General features: G+C 70.1%; 21 protein-coding genes, 2 tRNA genes and 1 other RNA gene. 11 read left to right on the plus strand and 13 right to left on the minus strand.

Annotated elements, in window-relative coordinates; genetic code table 11:
* Window positions 1–194: 194 nt before the first annotated feature.
* Window positions 195–1,643: an MFS transporter gene (locus tag IEY61_RS28465; RefSeq protein ID WP_189049870.1), complete on the minus strand. Its 1,449-nt coding sequence runs from the start codon at window positions 1,641–1,643 to the stop codon at window positions 195–197.
* Window positions 1,644–1,751: 108 nt separating this feature from the next.
* On the opposite strand from IEY61_RS28465, the gene IEY61_RS28470 reads away from it, so the two are divergent.
* Both IEY61_RS28470 and IEY61_RS28475 read left to right on the plus strand, forming a co-directional pair.
* A complete protein-coding gene (locus tag IEY61_RS28470) occupies window positions 1,752–2,414 on the plus strand; it encodes an HNH endonuclease family protein (RefSeq protein ID WP_189049872.1) in 663 nt (220 codons plus the stop codon).
* On the plus strand, window positions 2,396–2,842 hold the full coding sequence (locus IEY61_RS28475) for a hypothetical protein (protein ID WP_189049874.1): 447 nt from the start codon (window positions 2,396–2,398) through the stop codon (window positions 2,840–2,842). The genes IEY61_RS28470 and IEY61_RS28475 overlap by 19 nt, the downstream gene beginning before the upstream one ends.
* A gap of 23 nt (window positions 2,843–2,865) precedes the next feature.
* Here IEY61_RS28475 and IEY61_RS28480 read toward each other — a convergent pair whose 3' ends face one another.
* The 9 genes from IEY61_RS28480 to ffs form a co-directional block, all read right to left on the minus strand.
* Window positions 2,866–3,969, minus strand: a complete 1,104-nt coding sequence (locus IEY61_RS28480; RefSeq protein WP_189049876.1) for an ABC transporter ATP-binding protein — start codon at window positions 3,967–3,969, stop codon at window positions 2,866–2,868.
* Window positions 3,970–4,045: 76 nt separating this feature from the next.
* Window positions 4,046–5,047: an ABC transporter ATP-binding protein gene (locus tag IEY61_RS28485; RefSeq protein WP_189049878.1), complete on the minus strand. Its 1,002-nt coding sequence runs from the start codon at window positions 5,045–5,047 to the stop codon at window positions 4,046–4,048.
* A gap of 69 nt (window positions 5,048–5,116) precedes the next feature.
* Window positions 5,117–6,085, minus strand: a complete 969-nt coding sequence (locus IEY61_RS28490; RefSeq protein ID WP_189049880.1) for an ABC transporter permease — start codon at window positions 6,083–6,085, stop codon at window positions 5,117–5,119.
* Window positions 6,082–7,086: an ABC transporter permease gene (locus tag IEY61_RS28495; protein ID WP_189049883.1), complete on the minus strand. Its 1,005-nt coding sequence runs from the start codon at window positions 7,084–7,086 to the stop codon at window positions 6,082–6,084. Before IEY61_RS28495 ends, IEY61_RS28490 begins: the two co-directional genes overlap by 4 nt.
* A 77-nt stretch (window positions 7,087–7,163) precedes the next feature.
* The gene (locus tag IEY61_RS28500) at window positions 7,164–8,825 is read right to left on the minus strand and encodes an ABC transporter substrate-binding protein (RefSeq protein ID WP_189049885.1); all 1,662 of its coding nucleotides are present in this window, start codon (window positions 8,823–8,825) and stop codon (window positions 7,164–7,166) included.
* Between the two features lie 294 nt (window positions 8,826–9,119).
* Window positions 9,120–9,713, minus strand: coding sequence for a recombination mediator RecR (gene recR, locus IEY61_RS28505; RefSeq protein ID WP_189049887.1), 594 nt, complete (start codon window positions 9,711–9,713; stop codon window positions 9,120–9,122).
* An 8-nt stretch (window positions 9,714–9,721) separates the two neighbouring features.
* The gene (locus IEY61_RS28510) at window positions 9,722–10,030 is read right to left on the minus strand and encodes a YbaB/EbfC family nucleoid-associated protein (protein ID WP_229706523.1); all 309 of its coding nucleotides are present in this window, start codon (window positions 10,028–10,030) and stop codon (window positions 9,722–9,724) included.
* A gap of 1,152 nt (window positions 10,031–11,182) precedes the next feature.
* Window positions 11,183–13,978 carry a DNA polymerase III subunit gamma and tau gene (locus IEY61_RS28520; protein ID WP_189049893.1) on the minus strand — a complete coding sequence of 932 codons (2,796 nt, stop codon included), beginning with the start codon at window positions 13,976–13,978 and terminating at the stop codon, window positions 11,183–11,185.
* Window positions 13,979–14,171: 193 nt separating this feature from the next.
* Window positions 14,172–14,261: signal recognition particle sRNA small type (ffs, locus tag IEY61_RS28525), an RNA gene on the minus strand.
* Between the two features lie 81 nt (window positions 14,262–14,342).
* On the opposite strand from ffs, the gene IEY61_RS28530 reads away from it, so the two are divergent.
* Window positions 14,343–14,427: transfer RNA gene (locus tag IEY61_RS28530), tRNA-Ser, on the plus strand.
* Between the two features lie 332 nt (window positions 14,428–14,759).
* Window positions 14,760–15,551, plus strand: a complete 792-nt coding sequence (locus IEY61_RS28535; protein ID WP_189049895.1) for a hypothetical protein — start codon at window positions 14,760–14,762, stop codon at window positions 15,549–15,551.
* Window positions 15,552–15,976: 425 nt separating this feature from the next.
* Here IEY61_RS28535 and IEY61_RS28540 read toward each other — a convergent pair whose 3' ends face one another.
* Window positions 15,977–16,219: a flavin reductase gene (locus tag IEY61_RS28540; protein ID WP_189049897.1), complete on the minus strand. Its 243-nt coding sequence runs from the start codon at window positions 16,217–16,219 to the stop codon at window positions 15,977–15,979.
* On the minus strand, window positions 16,216–16,476 hold the full coding sequence (locus IEY61_RS28545; RefSeq protein ID WP_229706522.1) for a hypothetical protein: 261 nt from the start codon (window positions 16,474–16,476) through the stop codon (window positions 16,216–16,218). Before IEY61_RS28545 ends, IEY61_RS28540 begins: the two co-directional genes overlap by 4 nt.
* A gap of 331 nt (window positions 16,477–16,807) precedes the next feature.
* Here IEY61_RS28545 and IEY61_RS28550 point away from each other — a divergent pair, with 331 nt between their 5' ends.
* Genes IEY61_RS28550 through IEY61_RS28565 form a run of 4 tightly spaced genes read left to right on the plus strand, consistent with a single transcriptional unit; the run spans window position 16,808 to window position 18,945 of the window.
* Entirely contained in the window at window positions 16,808–17,575 is a 768-nt protein-coding gene (locus IEY61_RS28550) for a helix-turn-helix domain-containing protein (RefSeq protein WP_189049899.1), read from the plus strand.
* The gene (locus tag IEY61_RS28555; protein WP_189049901.1) at window positions 17,566–17,775 is read left to right on the plus strand and encodes a DUF397 domain-containing protein; all 210 of its coding nucleotides are present in this window, start codon (window positions 17,566–17,568) and stop codon (window positions 17,773–17,775) included. The genes IEY61_RS28550 and IEY61_RS28555 overlap by 10 nt, the downstream gene beginning before the upstream one ends.
* Window positions 17,776–17,818: 43 nt before the next feature.
* A complete protein-coding gene (locus IEY61_RS28560) occupies window positions 17,819–18,376 on the plus strand; it encodes a hypothetical protein (protein ID WP_189049903.1) in 558 nt (185 codons plus the stop codon).
* A 38-nt stretch (window positions 18,377–18,414) separates the two neighbouring features.
* Window positions 18,415–18,945 carry a hypothetical protein gene (locus IEY61_RS28565; RefSeq protein WP_189049905.1) on the plus strand — a complete coding sequence of 177 codons (531 nt, stop codon included), beginning with the start codon at window positions 18,415–18,417 and terminating at the stop codon, window positions 18,943–18,945.
* Between the two features lie 357 nt (window positions 18,946–19,302).
* On the opposite strand, the gene IEY61_RS28570 is transcribed toward IEY61_RS28565, so the two are convergent.
* Window positions 19,303–19,389 (minus strand) — tRNA-Ser (locus IEY61_RS28570).
* A 75-nt stretch (window positions 19,390–19,464) separates the two neighbouring features.
* Here IEY61_RS28570 and deoD point away from each other — a divergent pair.
* The 3 genes from deoD (at window position 19,465) to IEY61_RS28585 (ending at window position 21,381) form a co-directional block, all read left to right on the plus strand.
* Entirely contained in the window at window positions 19,465–20,172 is a 708-nt protein-coding gene (gene deoD / locus IEY61_RS28575; protein WP_189049907.1) for a purine-nucleoside phosphorylase, read from the plus strand.
* A 118-nt stretch (window positions 20,173–20,290) separates the two neighbouring features.
* The gene (locus IEY61_RS28580) at window positions 20,291–20,929 is read left to right on the plus strand and encodes a TetR/AcrR family transcriptional regulator (RefSeq protein WP_189049908.1); all 639 of its coding nucleotides are present in this window, start codon (window positions 20,291–20,293) and stop codon (window positions 20,927–20,929) included.
* The gene (locus tag IEY61_RS28585) at window positions 20,926–21,381 is read left to right on the plus strand and encodes an acyl-CoA thioesterase (protein ID WP_189049910.1); all 456 of its coding nucleotides are present in this window, start codon (window positions 20,926–20,928) and stop codon (window positions 21,379–21,381) included. The genes IEY61_RS28580 and IEY61_RS28585 overlap by 4 nt, the downstream gene beginning before the upstream one ends.
* Window positions 21,382–21,404: the final 23 nt, after the last annotated feature.

Raw genomic sequence — 21,404 nt, forward strand, 5'->3', positions numbered from 1 at the left:
CCCAGGCCCGCACCCACCTACGCCGGCGACAGAACCAGCCCCACCTCATCCGGAGCCTGTTCGGCAAACCAGAAGTCCGCTACGCCGCCGGATGACCACGGGACATTTGGGTTACCCATCAATAACAGCGAGCTGTTAAAAAGGGGCCCTTCCTATCAGCTACCGGCACCGGCGGCGGGGATCGATTCGCGGGGTCAGGCCGGTGGTGGCCGGCGCGCCGGGCGGTGGACGAGCAGGGCGGCGATCGCCGCGCCACCCAGCAGCAGACCGGCGCACCAGAGCAGGGCACCACGGTAGGCGGTGCTCAGTTCGCCGCGTTGCTCGTACCCGGTGCCGGAGAGCCCGACCAGCAGCGGCAGGGCGGCCACCGCCAGCAGGCCACCGACCCGGGAGGCGGCGTTGTTGAAGCCGCTCGCCACCCCGGCGAAGCGGTCGGCGACGGCGGCCAGCACGGAGGCGGTCAGTGGCGCCACCACCATGGTCAGCCCGGCGCCGAACAGTGCCACACCGGGCAGCACCTGACGCCAGTACGACGCACCCGGCCCGACCTCGCGCAGCATCAGCAGACCGGCGGCGGCCAGCACGGGCCCGACGGTCAGCAGCAGCCGTGGCCCGATCTTCGCCGACAGCGCACCGGCGCCGGGCGAGCCGACCAGCAGCAGCAGGGTCATCGGTAGCAGGGCCAGCCCGGTTCGGAAGGCCGACCAGCCGACCACGTTCTGGAGATAGACGGCGAAGAAGAAGGTGAACCCGCCGAGCGCGGCGTAGACCAGCACGGTGAAGACGTTCAGCACCGAGAACAGTCGACTGCCGAACAGTTCGGTGGGCAGCATCGCGGTCTCGCCCCGGCGCCGCTCGACGACCACGAACAGCACCGCGGCCAACACCGCGACCACGACCGCGACCGCTATCGGCGGCGATGTCAGGCCCCGGCCGGGCGCGTCGACCAGGGCGTACGTGACACCGGCCAGCGCGACCGCCCCGAGCAGCGCGCCGGCCACGTCGAAGCGGCGCGCCCGTCGGCCCGGTCCCTGGGTACGGGTCGCGCTCTCGTCCCGGCTCTCCGGCACCCAACGCGCGGCGGCCAGCAGCACGAGCCCGGCCAGCGGCACGTTCAGAAAGAAGATCCACCGCCAGGAGAGCGCGTCGATCAGCCAGCCGCCGACGAACGGGCCGAGCGCGGTGGAGACCCCGGACAGGCCCGACCAGGCCCCGATCGCCTTCGCCCGGTCGTCGGGATGGAAGGTGGATTGCAGCAGCGACAGCGAGCCCGGGGTCAGCAGGGCCCCGCCGGCACCCTGGAGGAATCGCGCGGCCACCAACCAGTCGGTACGCAGGGCCAGCCCGCAGAGCACCGAGGCGACCGTGAACCAGACGACTCCGATCAGGAAGATGCGCCGTCGGCCGAAGCGGTCGCCGAGCGCCCCGCCGAGCAACACGAACGCCGCGAGCGTGAGCAGGTAGCCGTTGACCGTCCACTGTAGGCCCGCGACGGAGGCGCCGAGCTCGGCACCGAGCCGGGGCAGCGCCACGTTGACCACGGTGCTGTCCAGGAAGACCATGCCGGAGGCGAGTACGGCGGCGGCCAGTGTGCCACGCCCGGCGGCGGTTCCCATCCGGACAGCGGAATCTCGTTCGGACATGGTTTCCAATCTGCCGTGCACCATGTGCCAGACACCACGAAACGCCAAAACCTCGCCCGGGTACTGTGCGGGATCGCCGCAAGCCCGCAAGCTGGAGAGGTGTCATCTGTGCGTACCAGATCAGGACCCCGCGCCCTGGGGGCGCTCGCGGTTGTCGCGGCGCTGGCCCTCGGCGTGGCCGGTTGCGTCCCCTTGGAGGAGGAGCCGGAGGCGTCGCCCAGCGGCGATGGCGGCTCCGCCACCCAGATGCTCTCTCAGCTCACCGTAGCCGAAGCCGGATCGATGCGCGGCTACAGCCGTAGTCGGTTCCCGCACTGGCGCAAGACCGGCAAGAACTGCGACGTGCGGGACACCGTGTTGGAGCAGGATGGCAAGGACATCAAGCACTCCGGCTGCAACGTGGTGGGTGGCCGGTGGGAGAGCGTCTACGACGGACGCAGCTTCACTGACCCCTCCAGCGTGGATATCGACCACATGGTTCCGCTCGCCAACGCCTGGCGCTCGGGCGCCGACGAGTGGGACGACTCGAAGCGTGGTGACTTCGCCAACGACCTGGACCGGCCGCAACTCTTCGCGGTTTCCGCCTCCTCCAATCGGTCAAAGGGTGACCAGGATCCGTCCCAGTGGAAACCACCGAACCGCTCATACTGGTGCCAGTATGCCGGCGACTGGGTGGCAGTGAAGCATCACTGGCAGCTGACGGTGACCAGCGCCGAGAAGTCCGCGCTGACCGACATGTTGGAGGGCTGCACATGGGAGAGCAAGCCGTAACCGGATCTGACGGCACACCGGCGCCCGAGCAGGCGCCGGACGCCGGCGGGGAGGCCGCGGCGGCGACCGGCGGCCCACCCGGCCCAGCCACGGCCGGGATGATCGCGGACGGTGCCGCCGCCGACGAGGTGGAGGTGCCGGGTGCCGGGATGACGGCCGACGCCGGGGGTGCCACCGGTCCGCAGAGCCGGACCACCGACATCGTGCCGGGGCCGGGCGGGGTGATGACCGACGAGGTCGGCGTGGTCACCGGCGAGCTGACGCTGCGCACCGAATTCGCCGACGGGCAGGTCACGCTCCGCGTGCAGTACAAGGACGCCGACGAGTGGTACGTGGTCACCGGCGGCAGGGCGCCGCTGAGTGATCCCGCCGGACTGGACGCGGTCCACACCGTCGCGGTGGGCCTGCTGAACCGTCCCGAGGGCTGAGCATCTTCCCTGCGTGCCCTCTCCTACACGAAGGAGCCGGGTTCGCTGGGGGCGGAGACGACGCCGGGTTCCTCGCCCTCGCCCTCCGGACGGACGATCTCCGCGCTCACCTTGTGCGGGCGCAGCTCGCCGCTGGCGATCTGCTCGGCCCAGTGGCAGGCGACCCGGCTGCCGCCGACCTCGCGCAGCGCCGGCCGCTCGTCGGCGCAGCGGGTCGGCTGCGCCCACGGGCACCGGGTGTGGAAACGGCAGCCCGACGGCGGGTTGGCCGGCGAGGGCAGGTCTCCGGCAAGGAGGATCCGCTCCCGATGGTCCTCCACGTCCGGGTCCGGTACCGGCACCGCCGACATCAACGCCCGGGTGTACGGATGCAGCGGCTCACGGTAGAGGCGGTCGCTCGGCGCCTCCTCGACCAGCCCACCCAGGTACATCACGCCGACGGTGTCCGAGATGTGCCGGACCACCGCGAGGTCGTGCGCGATCACCAGGTAGGTCAGTCCGAGGCTGTCCTGGAGTTCGTCGAGCAGATTGATCACCTGGGCCTGGATCGACACGTCCAGGGCGGAGACCGGTTCGTCGGCGACGATCAGCTCCGGCCCCAGCACCAGCGCGCGGGCGATGCCGATGCGCTGCCGCTGACCACCGGAGAACTCGTGCGGATAGCGGGATAGCGCCCATCGGGGCAGACCCACCTTGTCCAGCGTCTCGGCGATGATCTTCCGGCGCTCGTCCCGGTTGCCGCCGATGCCGTGCGTCTGCAGACCCTCGGTGAGGATCGACTCGACGTTCTGCCTCGGGTCGAGGCTGGACATCGGGTCCTGGAAGATCATCTGCATCCGCTTGCGCATCGCGCGCAGCTTGCCCGGCGGCAGCGTGGTCAGCTCGACGCCGTCGAAGCTCACCTCGCCGGTGGTGGGTGGGGTGAGCTGGAGCAACGCCCGCCCCAGGGTGGACTTGCCGCAACCCGACTCGCCGACCAGGCCGTACGTCTTGCCACGCGCGATGCTCAGGTCCACCCCGTCGACCGCCTTGACGTGGCCGACCGTGCGGTCGAACAGCACTCCCCGCTTGATCGGGAAGTGCACCTTCAGGTCCCGTACCTCTACGAGGATGTCGCTGTCGCTCATGCCGGCACTCCGCTTCGCTGCGTGCCGTCATGAGGCACATACGCGCTGAGCCTAATGATTCGCTCGCTCCGCTCGCTCATCGCTTCTCCTCCTCGCGCGGCGCGGGCACCGGGGCCGGGTTGACGCAGCGGTAGCTGCGGCCGTCGTGGGCGAGCACCAGCTGCGGCGGCTCGCCCACGCAGGCGTCCACCCGGCGGGTACAGCGCGGCGCGAAGGCGCAGCCGTCCGGCCAGGGCAGCAGGTCCCGCACCGAGCCGGGGATGGGGTTGAGCGGCTCGCCGCGCCCCACGTCCAGGCGCGGCACCGAGCCGAGCAACCCCACGGTGTACGGGTGCCTCGGTTCGCGGAACAGCGGGCGCCGCCGCGCGGTCTCCACCACCCGGCCGCCGTACAGCACGTTGATCGAGTCGCACATGCCGGCCACCACGCCCAGATCGTGCGTGATCATCACCAGCGCGGTTCCGGAGTCGCGGACCAGGTCCTTCAGCAGTTCCAGGATCTGTGCCTGGATGGTGACGTCCAGCGCCGTGGTGGGTTCGTCGGCGATCAGCAGCCGGGGCTGGCAGGCCACCGCCATGGCGATCAGAGCACGCTGGCGCATCCCGCCGGAAAGCTGGTGCGGGTACTCCTTGAGCCGGCGCTTCGGGTCCGGGATGCCGACCCGGTCGAGCAGCCGGGCCGCCTCCTTCGCCGCCGCGTCACCCTTCATGCCCCGGTGCCGGGTCAGCACCTCGGTCACCTGAAGGCCGATCGGGACGACCGGGTTGAGCGACGACAGCGGGTCCTGGAAGACCATCGCGATGTCCCGGCCCCGGATGCCCCGCCGCGAGCGATCGTCGAGCTGGAGCAGGTCGGTGCCGTCGAAGACCGCCTTGCCACCAACCCGCAGGCCGGGCTGTCTCGGCAGCAGTCCCATGATGGCCAGTGAGGTCACCGACTTGCCGCAGCCGGACTCGCCGACCAGGCCGACCACCTCGCCGGCGTCCACCGAGAACGAGACCCCGTCGACGGCGTGCACGGCACGCTGACCGCGTCGAGCGAAGGTGACGGAGAGGTCGTCCACTTCGAGTAGTGCCATTACCGACCCTCCGTTCGCGGCTGTGGGGCTCGCAAGCTCACTCCTCGCGCTTCACACATAGCGGGGTACCTACTTCCGCAGCTTCGGGTCGAGGGCCTCGCGCATCGCCTCGCCGAGCAGCGTGAAGCCCAGCGCGGTGATGATGATCGCGACCGCCGGGTAGATGGCCAACGCGGGCCGGATGCCCAGCCACGGCTGCGCGTCGGCCAGCATCACGCCCCACTCGGGTACGGCCGAGTCGGGATTGCCGAGACCGAGGTACGACAGCGCGGCGGCCTCGATGATCGCGGTGGCCAGCGTCAGCGTGGCCTGCACGATGACCGGGGCGAGCGAGTTCGGTAGCACGTGGGCCAGCGCGATCTTCGACTTGCGGACCCCGAGCGAGGTGGCCGCCAGCACGTAGTCGCTGTTGGACTGGGCGATCATCGAGCCGCGCAGCAGCCGGGCGAAGACCGGCACCGAGACCATCCCGACCGCGATCATCACGGTGGTCAGGCTCGGCCCGAGCAGCGCGGCGATGCTGACCGCGAGCAGCAGGCTGGGCATCGCCAGCAACATGTCGATGATCCGCATCAGGGTGGTGTCCACCCAGCGGCCCCACCGGCCACCGAGGCCAGCGGCGGCACCGGCGACGCCACCGATCAGGGCGCCGACGGCCAGACCGATCAGGGTGGCCACCACGCCGACCAGCAGAGTCTGCCGGGCTCCGACGATCATGCGACTGAAGACGTCCCGGCCCTGGTGGTCGTAGCCGAGCCAGTGTTCGGCGGAGTGCCCGGGGATCAGGCCCTGTCCGACCCGGACGACACCTTCGCGGATGCCCATCGTGTCCGTCGGGCCGTACGGCACGAAGACCGGTCCGACGATGGCGACCAGCACGAAGATGGTCAGGATGACCGCGCCGACGATGGCCGCGGGGTTGCGCCGGAGCCGGCGGAAGGCGTCCTGCCAGAGGCTGACGCCACGCTCCTCCTCGCGGGCGGCGAGTTCGGCAAGGCGGTCGATCTTCTCGCGCTTCTTCCCGCTGATGATCGTCATCGGACCCTCACCCTCGGGTCGATCAGGCTGTAGGAGAGGTCCACGATCAGGTTCACCAGCACGTAGACCACCGCGATGATCATGATGAAGCCCATCAGGACCGGGTAGTCGCGCTGGCTGATGGACTCGGCGATGAAGGCGCCGATTCCGCTGAACGCGAAGACGGTTTCGGTGAGCACCGCACCGGAGAGCAGACCGCCGGTGAGCAGACCGATCGAGGTCGCCACCGGCAGCATCGCGTTACGCAGCACGTGCCGGCGGCGGATCACGTTCTCGGTCAGGCCCTTGGCCTCGGCGGTACGGACGAAGTCCTCGTTCAGCACCTCCAGCACGCTGGCCCGGGTGATCCGTACGATGATCGCCAGCGGGATGCTCGCCAGCGCCAGGCCGGGCAGCACGAGATGCCAGAGCGCGTCGGCGGCGGCGTCCCACTCCCGGGTCATCAGCCCGTCCAGCACGAAGAAGTTGGTGATCCGAGTGGCGCCGATGGTCGGGTCCTGCCGGCCGCTGGAGGGGAACCAGCCCAGGTTCTCCGAGAAGATCGCCTTGAGGATGTACGCCAGGAAGAAGACCGGGATGCAGATGCCGATCAGCGAGCCGCCGACCGAGAGGTGATCCAGCAGCCGGCCACGACGGCGGGCGGCCAGGTAACCCAGCGGAATGCCGATGCCGATCGCGATCACCATCGCGGTGACGGTCAGCTCGACGGTGCCGGGGAAGCGCTGGAGGAACTCGGTGGTCACCTCGCGCTTGGTCGCGATGGACGTACCCAGGTCGAGCCGGATCAACCGCCGGAGAAACCGGCCGTACTGGATCAGGATCGGCTCGTCGAGGCCGAGGTTGTGGCGGATCGCGGCGCGCATCTCGGGCGTACCCCGCTCGCCGAGGATGGCGGTCTCGGGGCCACCGGGCAGCCGGCGGAGCCAGATGAACAACAGGAGGGAGAGCCCGAACAGCGTGGGTATCAACTGGAGCAGACGTCTGACGATGAACCGGATCACGGCGGCCTCGAGGGTGTGCAGGGGATCGCGGGCGGACGCTGTGGGTAACAGCGCCCGCCCGCGGTCAGTGCGTCAGGTCAGGACTTGAACTGGGCGGTCGAGAACCGCTCGTCGGTGAGCGGGCTCGCCTTGACCCCGGTCACGTCCTTGCCGAACACGATGGCCGGCGGCGAGTGCGAGACCGGCACACCGGGCAGGAAGTTCATGATGTCGGCGTTCAGCTCCTTGTAGAGCGCCACCCGGGCCGCCGGGTCCAGGGTGGTGTCCGCCTGCTTGAACTTCTCGAACAGCGCGGGGTTGTTGAAGCCCCACTCGTCCTTCTGCCGGTCGAAGAAGGTACCGATGAAGTTGTAGCCGTCGCCGTAGTCGCCGGTCCAGCCGAGGAAGTGCAGGTCGTGCTTGTTACCGGAGGTGGTGGCGTTGAGGAAGTCCGGGCTCCACTTCAGCGGGATCGCCTCGATCTTGATGCCGGCCGCCTGGAGGTCCGCCGAGAGCAGCTCGAACAGGTCCTTCGGGTTCGGCATGTACGGCCGGGTGACCTCGGTCGGGTAGTGGAACCGCAGGGTCAGGTCCGACGCACCCGCCTCTGCCAGCAGCGCCTTGGCCTTGTCGACGTCGTACTCGTACTTGGTGACGTCGCCGTTCCAGCCCTCGACGGTGTCGGGGAAGAAGTTCACCGCGACCTGGGCGCCCGGGGGCAGCTTCGAGTCGACCAGGGCCTGACGGTTGATCGCGTGGGCGATCGCCTGCCGGACCTTCAGGTCGGCCAGCTTCGGGTTCCCCTTCTGGTTGATGGCCAGGTAGAGGATGTTGAAGGCCGGGCGGGTCAGGACGTTGAAGCCCTCGCCCTTCAGCGGCTCTACGTCGGCCGGGCCGACCAGGTCGTAGCCCTGGATGCCGCCGGAGCGCAGCTCCTGCTTGCGGGCGTTCTCGTCCGAGATGGTCTTGAAGATCAGGCTCTTCAGCTTGGCCTTCTCGCCCCAGTAGTCCTCGTTCCGCTCCAGGGTCAACGTCTTGTTGGGGACGTCCCAGGACTTGAACTTGAACGGACCGGTGCCGGTCGGGTGCTCGGTCGCGTACACGGGGTACTTGATGTCGTCCGCGCTACCCGAGACGTTGCTGGCGTCGTGCTCCTCAAGCGCCTTCGGGCTGTGGATGGAGAAGGACGGCAGCATCAGGGCGGCCGGGATCTTGCTGGAAACCCGGGTGAAGGCCAGGGCGACGGTGGTGGCGTCGGTGGCGGTGCAGGACTTGAAGAGGCTCGGCGGGAGGGTGTCGTCCTCATTGGCGGCGAAGCCACCCATGACGTCCTGCCAGTACGCGGTCACGTCCGGGCTCTGCATGAGGCCCTTGGCGTTGTACCAGCGGTCGAAGTTGGCGCAGACGGCCTCGGCGTTGAAGTCCGTGCCGTCGTGGAACTTCACGCCGGAACGCAGCTTGAACGTCCAGGTCGTGCCCGCGGCGTCCGGCTGCCAGGTCTCGGCGAGGCCGGGGCTGACCTTGGTGCCACCCTCTTCCGGGCGGACCAGGGTCTCGAACACCTGACGGGCCACGCGCAGCGACTCGCCGTCGCTGGCGAAGCTGGGGTCGAGCACCTTCGGGTCTCCGGCAACGCCGAAGACAAGGGTGTCCTTGCTACTACCGCCGGATCCTTCGCGGTCGCTCTCGGCACAGCCTGCTACCGCGAGGGCCGCGGCCGCCACGGCCGCGATAGCGACCTTCGGCCTGGATGCACGCATGGTGCTTCACCTCGTCCTATGGGGTACGGACAACGTGGTGACAGGGTCACCGATGGCGGTGACCTTAGCTCCCGTTAGGACCGGCCGGAAACGGTACACAATCCTCTTGGTACCGGATCGTGTCCTAACCGACCGAGCCATGTGACACGGACCCACAGGCGGACGGGCAAAGCGGACTAATGGCCCCTACCAATCGATATCATTCTGTTACATGCGCCAAGCCGCTCATCACGTGCCTGTCACACGGGCGACGACAGGCACGGTTGTCCGGCAGGTGCGTCGAGGACCCCGCCGCTAGACGGCCCGACGACCCTCGAAGGCCCGGCCCAGAGTGATCTCGTCGGCGTACTCCAGGTCGCCGCCGACCGGCAGCCCGCTGGCCAGCCGGGTGACGGCGATCCCCATCGGCTTCACCATCAGCGCGAGATAGGTGGCGGTCGCCTCGCCCTCGGTGTTCGGGTCGGTGGCCAGGATCAGCTCGCGGACCGCGCCGCCGCCGAGGCGGGCCAGCAACTCCCGGATGCGCAGGTTGTCCGGCCCGACGCCCTCCAGCGGGTTGATCGCCCCGCCGAGCACGTGGTAGCGCCCGCGGAACTCACCGGTCCGCTCGACCGCGACCACGTCCTTCGGCTCCTCGACCACGCAGATCACCTCTTCGGTGCGGCGCGGGTCGCGGCAGATCCGGCACTGGTCGGACTCGGCGACGTTGTAGCAGCTCGTGCAGAAGCGCACCAGCTCCTTGACCTTCCGCAACGCCCCGGCCAACCGGTTCACGTCGGCCGGGTCGGCGGAGAGCACATGAAAGGCGATCCGCTGGGCGCTCTTGGGACCCACCCCCGGCAGCCGACCCAACTCGTCGATCAGGTCCTGAATGGCACCCTCGTACATCTGCCGGCTCAGAACCCGGGCAGGCCGAGGCCGCCCATCCCACCCGCGACCGGGCCCATCTTCTGCTCGGTCAGCTCACGGGCCGCCTCGGTGGCGTTGTGCAGGGCCGCGACGACCAGGTCCTCCAGGGTCTCCACGTCGTCCGGGTCGACCGCCTTCGGATCGATCTTGATGCTCTTGACCTCGCCAGCGCCGGAGACCGTCGCGGTTACCAGACCACCACCGGCGGTGCCGCTCACCTCGGCCTCGGCCAACTCGGCCTGCGCCTTGGCGATCTGCTGCTGCATCTTCTGCGCCTGCTTCAGCATCTGCTGCATGTTCGGCTGTCCACCAGGCCGCACGATGGCTCCCTCGCTCCGTCTACGTAACCCCGCCCACCCTAACGCCCCCACCGCCTGGCCCCACCTCACCTCCCCGCCCCACCCCATTCACCGTCCTCCCACCCCAACCCCAACCGCCCCACCGCGCCCACCCCGCCCACCCCGCCCACCCCGCCGACCCCGCCGACCCCGCCGACCCCGCCGACCCCGCCGACCCCGCCGACCCCGCCGACCCCGCCGACCCCGCCGACCCCGCCGACCCCGCCGACCCCGCCGACCCCGCCGACCCCGCCGACGATCTTGCACTTCTGGTCGCCGAATTGCCCGAGTAGGCATCTTTCGCCCCGACCAGAAGTGCAAGATCGCGCCTTTGCGAACGCCTCGCAGGCGGGAAAACCGGTCGGCGCAATGCCGTCCGATCTATTGCTTGAGTAGGCAATCCTGGACACTTTCGGCCCTCAGAGGGGCCATTCCGGTCCAAGATCCCCGAAGAGGGCGGGACAGATCGGGGCAAGGTGGTCTGGTCCACCGGTCTGATCGACCGGCGGGTGGCGTGGGGCTCGAGGAGGGGCGAAAAGAGGCGATATCCCTATGCCCGCCAAGCCGCGGGGTGATCGCCACGCCCGTATCCCACCGCCACCAGCACCCCCACCCGCCCGTCCCTCCCGCGACCGCCACTGTCAGCGTTGATCATGAGGTTGACGGCAGTGTGGAGATCAACCATTGCCGTCAACCTCATGATCAACAGGGTGATCCGGGGTGAGGGAACGGGTTGGAGAGACCTGCGCAAGGCGAGGTTGGTTTCCAGGCCTGGTGATGCTGTGCCTGGGGTGGTGGGCGGGGCGGGATGCGGCATGTCGGGGTGTTCGGGCCCGTCGAGTGGGCGCGAGTTGCGGCATGTCGGGGTGTCCCGTCCGGTGCGCGGCACGAGTTGCGGCATGTCGGGGTGTCCCGTCCGGTGCACGGCACGAGTTGCGGCATGTCGGGGTGTCCAGGCGCGCTGAGGCCGCGAGTTGCGGCATCGCGTGCGCAGACCACGAGTTGCGGCGTCCTGTGCGACGAGGCCGGGCAAGAACCCCTCAGGCTGGTCGGCCGGTCGCTGCACGAGCCAGGACTCGCCTCGTCGCTACCGCCCTATGCCGGGCTCACTCAGTCGCTGATCTTTTCGGTGCTGGCGAAGGCTTCGCGGAGGAGGCGTACCGCCTGCTCCTCGCTCGACTCGCGGGCCGTCTTCTCGTCGATGACCTCGTCCAGTGGCTCGTCACCGGGGTCGAAGCCCTCGTAGGTCGGGGTGACCGCCGGTGCCGCGCCGCCGGGGCTTCCCGCACCGCCGCGCACCGGGCCGTCGAAGTCCGGATCGTACGGCGGCTCGCCGGCGAAATCGACGTCGGCCGTCCGGCGGGCTCCCTGGCCGGTACGCGCACCCCGACCCGCCGCCGCTGCTCGGGCCGCCGCGATCGCGCTGCTCACCGGCGCGCCTGCGGTGCCGCCGTTGCCGTTGGTCGCCGCGCCCTGCCGCGACGCGCCGGACGCCGACCCGGCAACCTGCGGAGCGCTCGCGCCCGCCGAGGACGGAGCACCACCAGCCCGCTGGACGCCGGTCCCCGGGGGTACAGCGGCCGACGTCGGCGATTTCGGCGCGGTGCCACCCGGACGAGCCGCAGCAGACTGACCGCCCGTCGCGTCACCGGCCGCAGCCGACCCGGCACCACCGGGCCGAGCCGGCTCCGGCCAGCTCTCTGCGTTCTCCGTCGACCCAGCACCACCGGGCCGAGCCGCCTCCGGCCAACCCTCACCGCTCTCCGTCGACCCAGCACCACCCGGCCGAGCCGCCTCCGGCCAACCCTCGTTGTCCTCCGCCAACCCGGCGCCACCCGGCCGAGCCGCCTCCGGCCAACCCTCGTTGTCCTCCGCCAACCCGGCGCCACCGGCAGCGGGTGCCGCCGGGGACCTGTCCCCCGCACCGGTACTCCGTTCCGTTCCGGACGGGCCGCCGGGCTGCCTGGTCGCGGTGCCGGAACGCCCACCGGTGGGGGCTGCGGGCACCGGCCGGGACGCTGCCGAGGCGGGTCCCGGCCCGGCGCCGGGGCTACCGGACGGCACCCCACCACGTTCCCCGGCCACCTCGCACCGGATCTGCCAGCGTTCGCCCAATTCCTCGTAGAGCGACTCGATCAGCAGGTCGGGTTCGTTCGAGAGGGCCTGCGCGTGGAACGGGTAGCGGAAACTGAGTACCAGCGTCTGGCCGTCGACCTCGCGCACCGTGGCCTCGCGGGCCCAGGCGGCGACCTTCTTGCTCTTGCGGCCGACCTTGCCGACCACCTCAGGCCAGATTCGGCGCACCGCGGGGGCGTCGAGCGCGGCGGGTCTCACCGCGCCCGGCCGGGGCGGCTCGGGAGTGGCCGGATCGGGCATGACGGCCGACGGGGGCACCGGACGGCGTGAGGTCTGCCCCCCGGTCGGGCCACCGGCACTCACGGCAGCCGCCCCGGACTGGGCATCGGCGCTGGCCGCACCTCGGCCACCGGCGCTCGCGGCGGCGGCTCGCGCGGCAGCCGCCCCGGACTGGGCATCGGCGCTGGCCGCACCTCGGCCACCGGCGCTCGCGGCGGCGGCTCGCGCGGCAGCCGCCCCGGACTGGGCATCGGGAGCCGCCGGCTCGCCGGCGGTCCGGACCGTGTTCGCGGCGGCAGCCGCGGGCGGGGCGGGAGGCTGGGTGCGTACCGCCGGGGCGGCGATGGGCGGCGCGGAGTCGGCGGCGGCCGGCGGCGCGTCGGTGCCGGTGAGGGTGAGCCGGCGTTCCATGCGTTCGAGGCGCTGGAGCAGGCCGCCGGTGGAGTCGTCGACGCCGGGCAGCAGCATGCGGGCGCAGATCAACTCCAGCAGCAGCCGGGGTGCGGTGGTGCCGCGCATCTCCACCAGGCCGTCGTGCACGATGTCGGCGCAGCGGGACAGGGTGCCCGGCCCGAGGCGTTCGGCCTGGCCGGTCATCCGCTCGATCTGGTCGGCCGGCCCGTCGATCAGGCCCTTGGCGGCGGCGTCCGGCACCTGCTGGAGCACGATCAGGTCGCGCAGGCGTTCCAGCAGGTCGGAGGCGAACCGGCGGGGGTCATGCCCGGCCTCGGCGACCCGGTCGACGGTGGCGTACGCGGCGGCGCCGTCTCCGGCGGCCAGGGCGTCGCACATCTCGTCGATCAGCGCCGAGTCGGTGACGCCGAGCAGCGCGGCCGCCCGGGCGTAGGTCACGCCGTCCGGGCCGGCACCGGCGATGAGCTGGTCGAGTACGGAGAGGCTGTCCCGGGCGCTGCCCCCGCCGGCCCGCACGACGAGGGGGAAGACCGCCGGCTCGACCTGCACCCCCTCGGCCTGGCAGAGCTGCTCGAGATAGGGGCGGAGCACCTTCGGCGGGATCAGCCGGAACGGGTAGTGGTGGGTCCGCGACTTGATGGTGCCGAGGACCTTCTCCGGCTCGGTGGTGGCGAAGATGAACTTGACGTACTCCGGGGGCTCTTCGACCAGCTTGAGCAGGGCGTTGAAGCCGGCCGACGAGACCATGTGCGCCTCGTCGATGACGTAGATCTTGAAGCGACTGTTGGCCGGCGCGAAGAACGCCTTCTCGCGCAGTTCGCGGGCGTCATCCACGCCACCGTGACTGGCCGCATCGATCTCGATGACGTCGATCGAGCCGGCCCCGTCACCAGACAACGAGCGGCACGAGTCACAGGTGCCGCAGGGCTCCGGGGTGGGACCGTGCTCGCAGTTGAGCGAGCGGGCCAGGATGCGGGCGCTGGAGGTCTTGCCGCAGCCGCGCGGGCCGGAGAAAAGGTACGCGTGGTTGAGCCGCCCGCTGCGCAGCGCCTGCGACAGCGGCTCGGTGACGTGCTCCTGCCCGATGATCTCGGCGAAGGTACGCGGCCGGTACTTGCGGTAGAGCGCCAATGCCACGACGTCCCGCCTCCTCTCGACCGCGCCATTCTCGCCCCGCCCACGCCCACCTGACCACCCACCCCGCTGGCACAGGTGTAAGGAAGGGCACCTTATTAACGCCTCCGGTAGAGGAAGGGCCCCCTGTTAACACCTGAGGCCGGCGTCGACCGGCCACGACGGGTGAGGTGGAGGCGTCTCGCGCCCGAGACAGAAAGGCCCCCCGTGCACCCGGCAGAGCTCGCTTATCCTTGCTGCCTTCCGGCCCTGGGGAGGTTCACGAGATACCGCCGCACGGGAGGTGCCCCCAGCCTACCCGACCCGTCGTCGATCTTCAGGGGGTGGCGGGGTGGGCGTGGCGGCGACACCCTGTATCCTGGCTCGCGGAGGATTCGCCTAGAGGCCTAGGGCGCACGCTTGGAAAGCGTGTTGGGTTCACACCCTCACGAGTTCGAATCTCGTATCCTCCGCTCGTCTGAGCTGAAAAACGACAGGGCCGGTCCCGTGGGACCGGCCCTGAGTCGTCTCTACGGTCGCTCTCGTCTCAGTTGCCGTCTCACCTGCCCTGTTCCGTGCTGTCTGGCCGCCCGTCGCCTGACTCCCGCACCTCATCGGTCACGTGCTGGCAGGGAGAGCCATCGCCCAAAGCCCCTGAAACCCTTGCTTACCAGCAGATGCTCGCCATCCGCGACAACGCTAGGGATGTTCACTTCCGGACAGTCGCCCGTCCGACAGAACTCCTGTCTCCGGCATTTCACGCCAGCACAATTCCCACAACCTTCCAACCACGTTAGGGGACATGGTGACGACAAGAAGAGCGTTCGGTGGCATCGCGGCGGGCCTGGCCGCCGGGGCGATCCTCGGGGCGGGTGAGATGGCGTCGGCGAAGCGCGCCATGGCCGCCGCTGCGACCAAACCGCCCGTGCCGAAGGCCAAGATCCAGCCGCCGCAGCTGCCCGTACGGCTCGACGGCCGCAAGGTCGAACCGCGCGACCTGACCCGCCATGCCGCCGAACCGCTGCGGTACGTGGTGTCGCCGGACACTTTTCGGGACGATGAACTTCAGGTCTTCCGCCGGGCCGAGGCCGCCAACGAGTACGTCGCCGACGTGCAGCGGCGCTTCCCCAGGACCGACGCGGCATCGCGCACCCTGTCGGCGCCGACTCGCACGGAGGGGCCGACTCTCACGGAGGGGCCGAAGCCGAACGGCGACGTCGGGGTGATGGCCACGAAGGGCTACTGGGGAGATGTCGCCGGCTACGTCCACCTCTTCGAGCACTCGCAGTATCGGGGCGCGAAGTGGGACTTCCGGGTCGACTGGGGCACGCAGCGCGACTTCCGCAGCGTCTTCTGCATTTTGTGGGCGTGCAGCAATATCAGCGACAAGGTGTCCTCGGTAGACACCAACGTCGCCTACCTCGACGGCAACATCCCGCACATCCCCTACACCATCCTGTTCGAGCACATCGAGCTCAAGGGCCAGCAGCTGTGGCTCTACAACAGCATCGGCAACGGCGCCGAGGCTCCGGGCCTCTACCCCGATCTCGGCATCCTCGGCTGGAACGACGTCGCGTCCTCGATGCGCTACTACTGACCGGCCGCCCTGCGGTCCTGCCGGCGTCGACCGACAGGACCGCAGCGCGTACCGCGCGGGTCGCGCCAGCACTGCTCTCGGCCGCAGGAGCAGTGTCACCCCGAAGGGTCTGACCATGAACGGTTGACGGGCTCGCCTACCCGCGCCGACACCGGCACCGGCACCGGCACCGCAGTGCCTTCACCCCAGGCGAGTACTACCCCTTCGGCCCGTCCTGGCTGGTCCTCGGGCTGAGCATCGCCGGGCTCGTGGCCGCCGTCGCCACGGTGCTCGTCGCCCGACCCGGCGAGCAACCACCGCAACCAACGGTCGCGGCGAGCTGAGCTTCACCGGGACGGGGGCTGCCGGCGACGCCGAGCGGCCCCCGTCCCCCACTTCCGCTGGGTGCCCGGTCCGGCTCCTTCGGCGGTACGCGGACAACCTCCTCACCTCCGGACACGCGCCCAGGACACGAAGCGGTCGAACAGCCCGACCGGAGACAGGACGTCACCGAGTTGCGCGGCGGCCTCCTCGTGCAGCGCCGCGAGATGGATCAGCAGGCCGGGCCGGTCCTCCCGGTACTGCCCGAGCAGCCGCAACTTGGCCGCGCCGCACGGCCACGCGATCCCGCAGTCCCGGCAGCGCCACGTCGGACGCGACGGCGGATGCTCCCGGCCCCGTCGACTCATCGGCCCGGAACCCGACGCGTGCGTACGGCGGCCGTCGGCGGAGTTGGGCGTGCGGGGACCAGGCCGGCCGGCATCACGAACAGCTCTCGGCGCTCTGTCGCGTCGCCGCGCCCGTCGAGCTGATAGACCTCGATCCAGGTCCAGCCGTGGTAGGTGCGCCGGTCGGTCCGTTCGCGGATCACCCGCACCGTGATCGGCTTGGCGAACTGCGGCGACGCCGCACGGGTCAGCACATACTCGTCGCCCGGCACGATCACGCCACCACACCGGCACCCGGATTCGCGCGGTCCAACTGTTCCGTCCCGCTCGGGGCGCGCAGCTTGATGCGACACAGGTAAACCTCGATCCGTTCGCCCGCCGAGCCGACCGAGTCGTCTGTGCTGTCAGCTCGACAGTGCTTCATGTGGTGGATGGGGGCCGCCGTGGCTGCCGTCCCGACGGCGGCCCCCGACGTACGTGACCGCCGGGTCAGGGGAAGAACCTCCACCGGCCACGCCGTCTATGCACCAACTTCGCGCAGGTGACGAGACAACTACATGGCGTAGCTATATGGTGCCCAGATATTTGAGACGTCCGATGGGAGGACCCATGAACGACGCGCTGCGGGTGGCTCTGCGGGACACCGGGCACACCATCGAGTCGCTTGCGGAACACGTCGGCGTCGACCCGAAGACGGTCAGCCGGTGGCTGCTGGAGGATCGGATCCCACACGCCCGACACCGGCTCACGGCGGCAGACGCGCTACAGAAGAACGTCTCGGACATTTGGCCGGACATTTCGCGACGTCGGGCGCTGGTCTGGTTCCGCCCCTGGCAGGAGATCGAACGCGAGGCGACCACGTTGCGCTGGTTCGAATCGACTGTCCTACCCGGTCTGCTCCAGACCGAGGCCTACGCCCGCGCAGTCCTCGCGGGCGGTGGCCTGATTCCCCGCAGTGAGGTGGAACGGCTGGTCGCTCACCGGATTTCGCGCCAACTGATTCTGCACCGGGAGGAGCCGCCGCGGCTCACCGCAGTGCTGGACGAGGCGGTGCTCCGCCGCCCGGTCGGCGGCCCAGCCGTCATGCGCGAGCAGTTGCTGACGCTCGCCGACGCCTGCACCGAGCCGCACATCCGGGTGCACGTGGTGCCGTCCACGGTGGGCGAATACGCCGGACTGAACGGGCCATTCATCATTGCCACCGCAGCAGATCACCGCATTGCCGGCTACCTGGACAACCAGTTGCAGGGCCAAGTGGTTAGCGAACAGGCCGACATCGCGGCGATACTGGCCGCATGGGAGAACGTGCGCGGCGAGACCCTCTCCCACTGGCAGTCGGTCGACCTGATCAGGGAGGTAGCGGAGTCATGGCAGTGAATGGCACCCCGGAGTTGGCCGGTGCCCGGTGGCGCAAGAGCAGCCGGAGCAGCGGCAACGGCGGCGCCTGCGTCGAGGTCGCCGGCAACCTGCCCGGCGTGGTCGGCGTACGCGACTCGAAGGACCGGGGCGGACCGGTGCTGGCGTTCACCCCGGCCGCCTGGCGGGCGTTCGTCGACGGGCTGCCCGCCGAGCGCTGACCGCCGTCGTACACATGTGCTATCCACAGGCTGTGGACATCGGGTGAGCTACGAACTCAGCGCGGTCGTCGCGGACGCCGAACTGCTCCGCGAGGAGACCCGCGAGCTGGACCACGCCGTGCTCGGCGAGCTGCGGCAGGATTTCGCCCTGCTGCCGGTGACCCCACAGCTGGTGGAGGAGCTGACCGGGGCCCCGCCCGACTACACGCCCGACGAACCCGGCCCCGAGCAGCCCTTCGCGCTCACTCTCTCCCCGGCGCTGACCGAGGTGCTGGCGCGCTGGTCCCGGGGCGGGCCGGTGGCGTACGTCGAGGCGGAGTTCGCCGGCGGCGTCGGACACCAGGCGGCGATGGTCTGGTTGGGCGGGCTGCCGGCCTGGGGGCCGCGCTTCGACGCAGTCTTCGACGGGCCGCGTGCGGAGTGGCCGATCAACGCCGCCCTGGTCGAGTTGGGCGCCGAGCCGGGCCGGTGGATCGATCCCTTCGCCGAGGTGGGTCTGCACATCGAGCGGAGCACCGCCGGCTGGCTCGCGCACGGGCGGCGTGGGCTGAGCGCCGACTACTGGGACGAGTTGGCCGACGAGTGGGAGGACCAGCAATAACCTCTCCGCCCCCGTCACGTTGGGAGGTGGGGGATTAGATGAGATTGCGACAATTCGGCTTCATTGCCGTACTACTTCTGGCTGCCTCGGCATCGGGCAGCGGACCCATGTCACCGGACACCATCGGCGTGCACGAGCCCGTCGCGTCGGTCACCGTGATCGGCCTCGACGGTGTCGCCGACGTGGAATTCGGTGCCACCGAGAGCGAGCTGACCCGGCGCGGCATCCTGCGTACGGACGTCGACGCCTGCGGCCCCACCCTGGCCGGGCACGACATGATCAGCCCGATCTTCATCGACGGTCGGCTGGTGCTGCTCTGGGCCGGCGACCCGGTCCACACCCCGGAGGGCGTCACCGCCGGCACCCCGATCGCCGAGGTCAAGACGAGGTATCCGAAGGTGCGCACCCTTCGCGCTCCACATGGGACGTACCGTCTCGACGGCCTGCTCGCCCGCGACGGCGACCGCGCGTACCTCTTCCTCCACGACGGCCAGCAGGTCCGCAAAATCATCGCCGGCTACGCCACCTGGGCCCGCCGCCTCTTCCTCGACGGCCACTCTCCCTGCTGAACGCCGCAGATCTTGGTCCCTGAGCGCCCCGGGGCTCGCAGAGAAACAACACGTGTCGCCCGGCCAGAGGCACATCCCGAACAGGCGTCATGTCACCCTGACATATTCATGTCACTGTGAAATCAGCATCCTGACGACCACCGCTCCCCGCACGCCAGCCAGGTGCCCGAGACGATCATCCGGCATCGAGCCGTTCAGCGGCTGGAGCAACTGTTCGGGGCTGAGCGGAGCCGCGGTGTCGACCGGCGATCATGAATGAGCCGGCCAAGGCCGAGGCTGAGACCAGAAGTGAGATCGGAACGACGCAGCGCCCGGAATGTCCTCACGGACTGCCGGGCGCTGCGCCTGTTCAGCGAGCGGTGGCGGAGGGATTTGAACCCTCGGAGGGCGTAAACCCTCACACGCTTTCGAGGCGTGCTCCTTAGGCCACTCGGACACGCCACCGCCGAGTAGGGTACAGGACCACCCGCCCCGACGCCGAACCGGTGCCTGCCCGGTCGGCCTGGCAGGATCTGGGTCATGAGTACGCACATCGGCGCGAAGCCGGGCGAGATCGCCGAGCGGGTCCTGATGCCGGGTGACCCCCTGCGGGCCAAGTGGATCGCGGAGACCTTCCTTGAGGGCGCGACCTGCTACTCGACGGTCCGGGGGATGCTGGGCTTCACCGGCCGTTGGAACGGGGTCGAGGTCTCCGTGCAGGGCTCCGGGATGGGCATGCCGTCGGCCTCGATCTACGCGCACGAGCTGGTCAACGAGTACGGCGTGACGTCGCTGATCCGGGTCGGTTCGTGCGGCGCGCTCACCGAGGATCTCCAGCTGCGGGACGTGATCGCGGCGATCGGGTCGTCCACCGACTCGAACATGAACCGGTTCCGCTTCGACGGGCTGATCGACTACGCCCCGGTCGCCGATTTCGGGCTGCTGCGTACCTCGGTCGAGGTGGCCGAGCGGCGCGGCATCGCGATGCGGGTCGGGCCGATCCTGGCCGCGGACGCCTTCTACACCGACCGGCCGGACCTCTACGACCGGCTGGCCGACTACGGCGTGCTGGCGGTGGAGATGGAGTCGGCCGCGCTCTACACCATCGCCGCCCGGTTCAAGGCCCGCGCGCTGACCCTGCTGACGGTCAGCGACCACATCAAGACCGGCGAGAAGACCACCTCCCAGGAGCGGGAGCAGACCTTCGGCCAGATGGTCGAGATCGCCCTGGACACCATCGTCGCCTGAGGCACCACAGCGTCCCGCCACCGCGCATCGGTGGCGGGATGCTGCATGTCAGGAGCGGTGACGATCATCACCCGGAAATAAATACGACCGGTCGGTCTTCTTTAGTAGAGTCCCTCGCATGACCGTCGACGGCCGGCTCGCCCGGGGTGAGCGCACCCGCACCGCCGTGCTGGACGCCGCCGTCAGCCTGGCCTCCAGCGCGGGCCTCGACGGGCTCTCCCTCAGTCACCTCGCCGATTCCCTCGGCGTGAGCAAGTCCGGCCTCTTCGCCCACTGGCGCTCCAAGGAGGCGCTCCAGCTCGCCACCATCGACCGCGCCGTCGCGCAGTGGCAGGAGCTGATCATCGGCCCGGCGCTGCGCGCGCCCCGAGGCGTACGCCGGATCCGGGCGCTGCACGAGGCCCGGATCGACTTCTACGCCACCCAGGTGCTGCCCGGTGGCTGCTTCTTCGCCACCACCGAGTTCGAGTTCAACGCCCGCCCCGGCGCAGTCCGGGACCGCCTCGTCGAGGTCTTCGCCGACTGGGCCGGTTTCCTGGAACTGCTCGTCCGGCAGGCGGTCGAGCTCGGTGAGCTGCCCGCCGGGACGGACGCGGCGCAACTGGCGTACGAGATCGACTCGTTCGGGATCGCCGCCGCGATGCGCTCCCGGATCCTGGACCCGGAAACCACCTACCGGCACGCCCGTAACGCCGTGCTGCATCGACTGCGGGTGCTCTGCCCCGACCCGAACCTGCTACCGGAAGGCCCGTCATGACTCACGCCCTCGCCGAACCCGCCGCCGTCGAGTACGGCCACGTCGAACACAGCACGGTCCACTTCGACGATCTCGACGCCATGGGCATCCTGCACAACGCGCGGTATGCGGTGCTGCTGGAGCGGGCGCTGACCGCGTACTGGTCGGAGCGGGGGGTGGCCTACCGGAACGGCGGCGCCACCACGCCCGACGTCTTCCACGCGGTCCGCGAGTTCACCATCACCTACCGGGCACCGATCACCGGCACCGGGCCGGTCGCCGTGCACTTCTGGCTGGAGCACTTCGGCACCAGCAGCGCCGCGTACGCCTTCCGGTTCCATTCGCTCGACGACGCCACCGTGTACGCGGAAGGCACCCGGGCGGTCGTCCGGCTCGACCCGGCGACCCTGCGGCCGGCCCCGTGGACGGACACGGCCCGAGCGGTGGCCGGCACGTTGCTCCGTACCGCCTGACCCGCCGGCACCACGAAGGCACC

This window comes from Micromonospora sonchi (assembly GCF_014646235.1).
GTDB lineage: Bacteria > Actinomycetota > Actinomycetes > Mycobacteriales > Micromonosporaceae > Micromonospora > Micromonospora sonchi.

Coding starts and splice junctions, on each gene's coding strand:
- IEY61_RS28585 (WP_189049910.1), top strand. CDS start 20,926: ATGACTCACGCCCTCGCCGAACCCGCCGCCGTCGAGTACGGCCACGTC.
- IEY61_RS28550 (WP_189049899.1), top strand. CDS start 16,808: ATGAACGACGCGCTGCGGGTGGCTCTGCGGGACACCGGGCACACCATC.
- IEY61_RS28485 (WP_189049878.1), bottom strand. CDS start 5,047: ATGGCACTACTCGAAGTGGACGACCTCTCCGTCACCTTCGCTCGACGC.
- IEY61_RS28480 (WP_189049876.1), bottom strand. CDS start 3,969: ATGAGCGACAGCGACATCCTCGTAGAGGTACGGGACCTGAAGGTGCAC.
- IEY61_RS28475 (WP_189049874.1), top strand. CDS start 2,396: ATGGGAGAGCAAGCCGTAACCGGATCTGACGGCACACCGGCGCCCGAG.
- IEY61_RS28580 (WP_189049908.1), top strand. CDS start 20,291: ATGACCGTCGACGGCCGGCTCGCCCGGGGTGAGCGCACCCGCACCGCC.
- deoD (WP_189049907.1), top strand. CDS start 19,465: ATGAGTACGCACATCGGCGCGAAGCCGGGCGAGATCGCCGAGCGGGTC.
- IEY61_RS28555 (WP_189049901.1), top strand. CDS start 17,566: ATGGCAGTGAATGGCACCCCGGAGTTGGCCGGTGCCCGGTGGCGCAAG.
- IEY61_RS28565 (WP_189049905.1), top strand. CDS start 18,415: ATGAGATTGCGACAATTCGGCTTCATTGCCGTACTACTTCTGGCTGCC.
- IEY61_RS28540 (WP_189049897.1), bottom strand. CDS start 16,219: ATGAGTCGACGGGGCCGGGAGCATCCGCCGTCGCGTCCGACGTGGCGC.
- IEY61_RS28500 (WP_189049885.1), bottom strand. CDS start 8,825: ATGCGTGCATCCAGGCCGAAGGTCGCTATCGCGGCCGTGGCGGCCGCG.
- IEY61_RS28490 (WP_189049880.1), bottom strand. CDS start 6,085: ATGACGATCATCAGCGGGAAGAAGCGCGAGAAGATCGACCGCCTTGCC.
- IEY61_RS28510 (WP_229706523.1), bottom strand. CDS start 10,030: ATGCAGCAGATGCTGAAGCAGGCGCAGAAGATGCAGCAGCAGATCGCC.
- IEY61_RS28465 (WP_189049870.1), bottom strand. CDS start 1,643: ATGTCCGAACGAGATTCCGCTGTCCGGATGGGAACCGCCGCCGGGCGT.
- recR (WP_189049887.1), bottom strand. CDS start 9,713: ATGTACGAGGGTGCCATTCAGGACCTGATCGACGAGTTGGGTCGGCTG.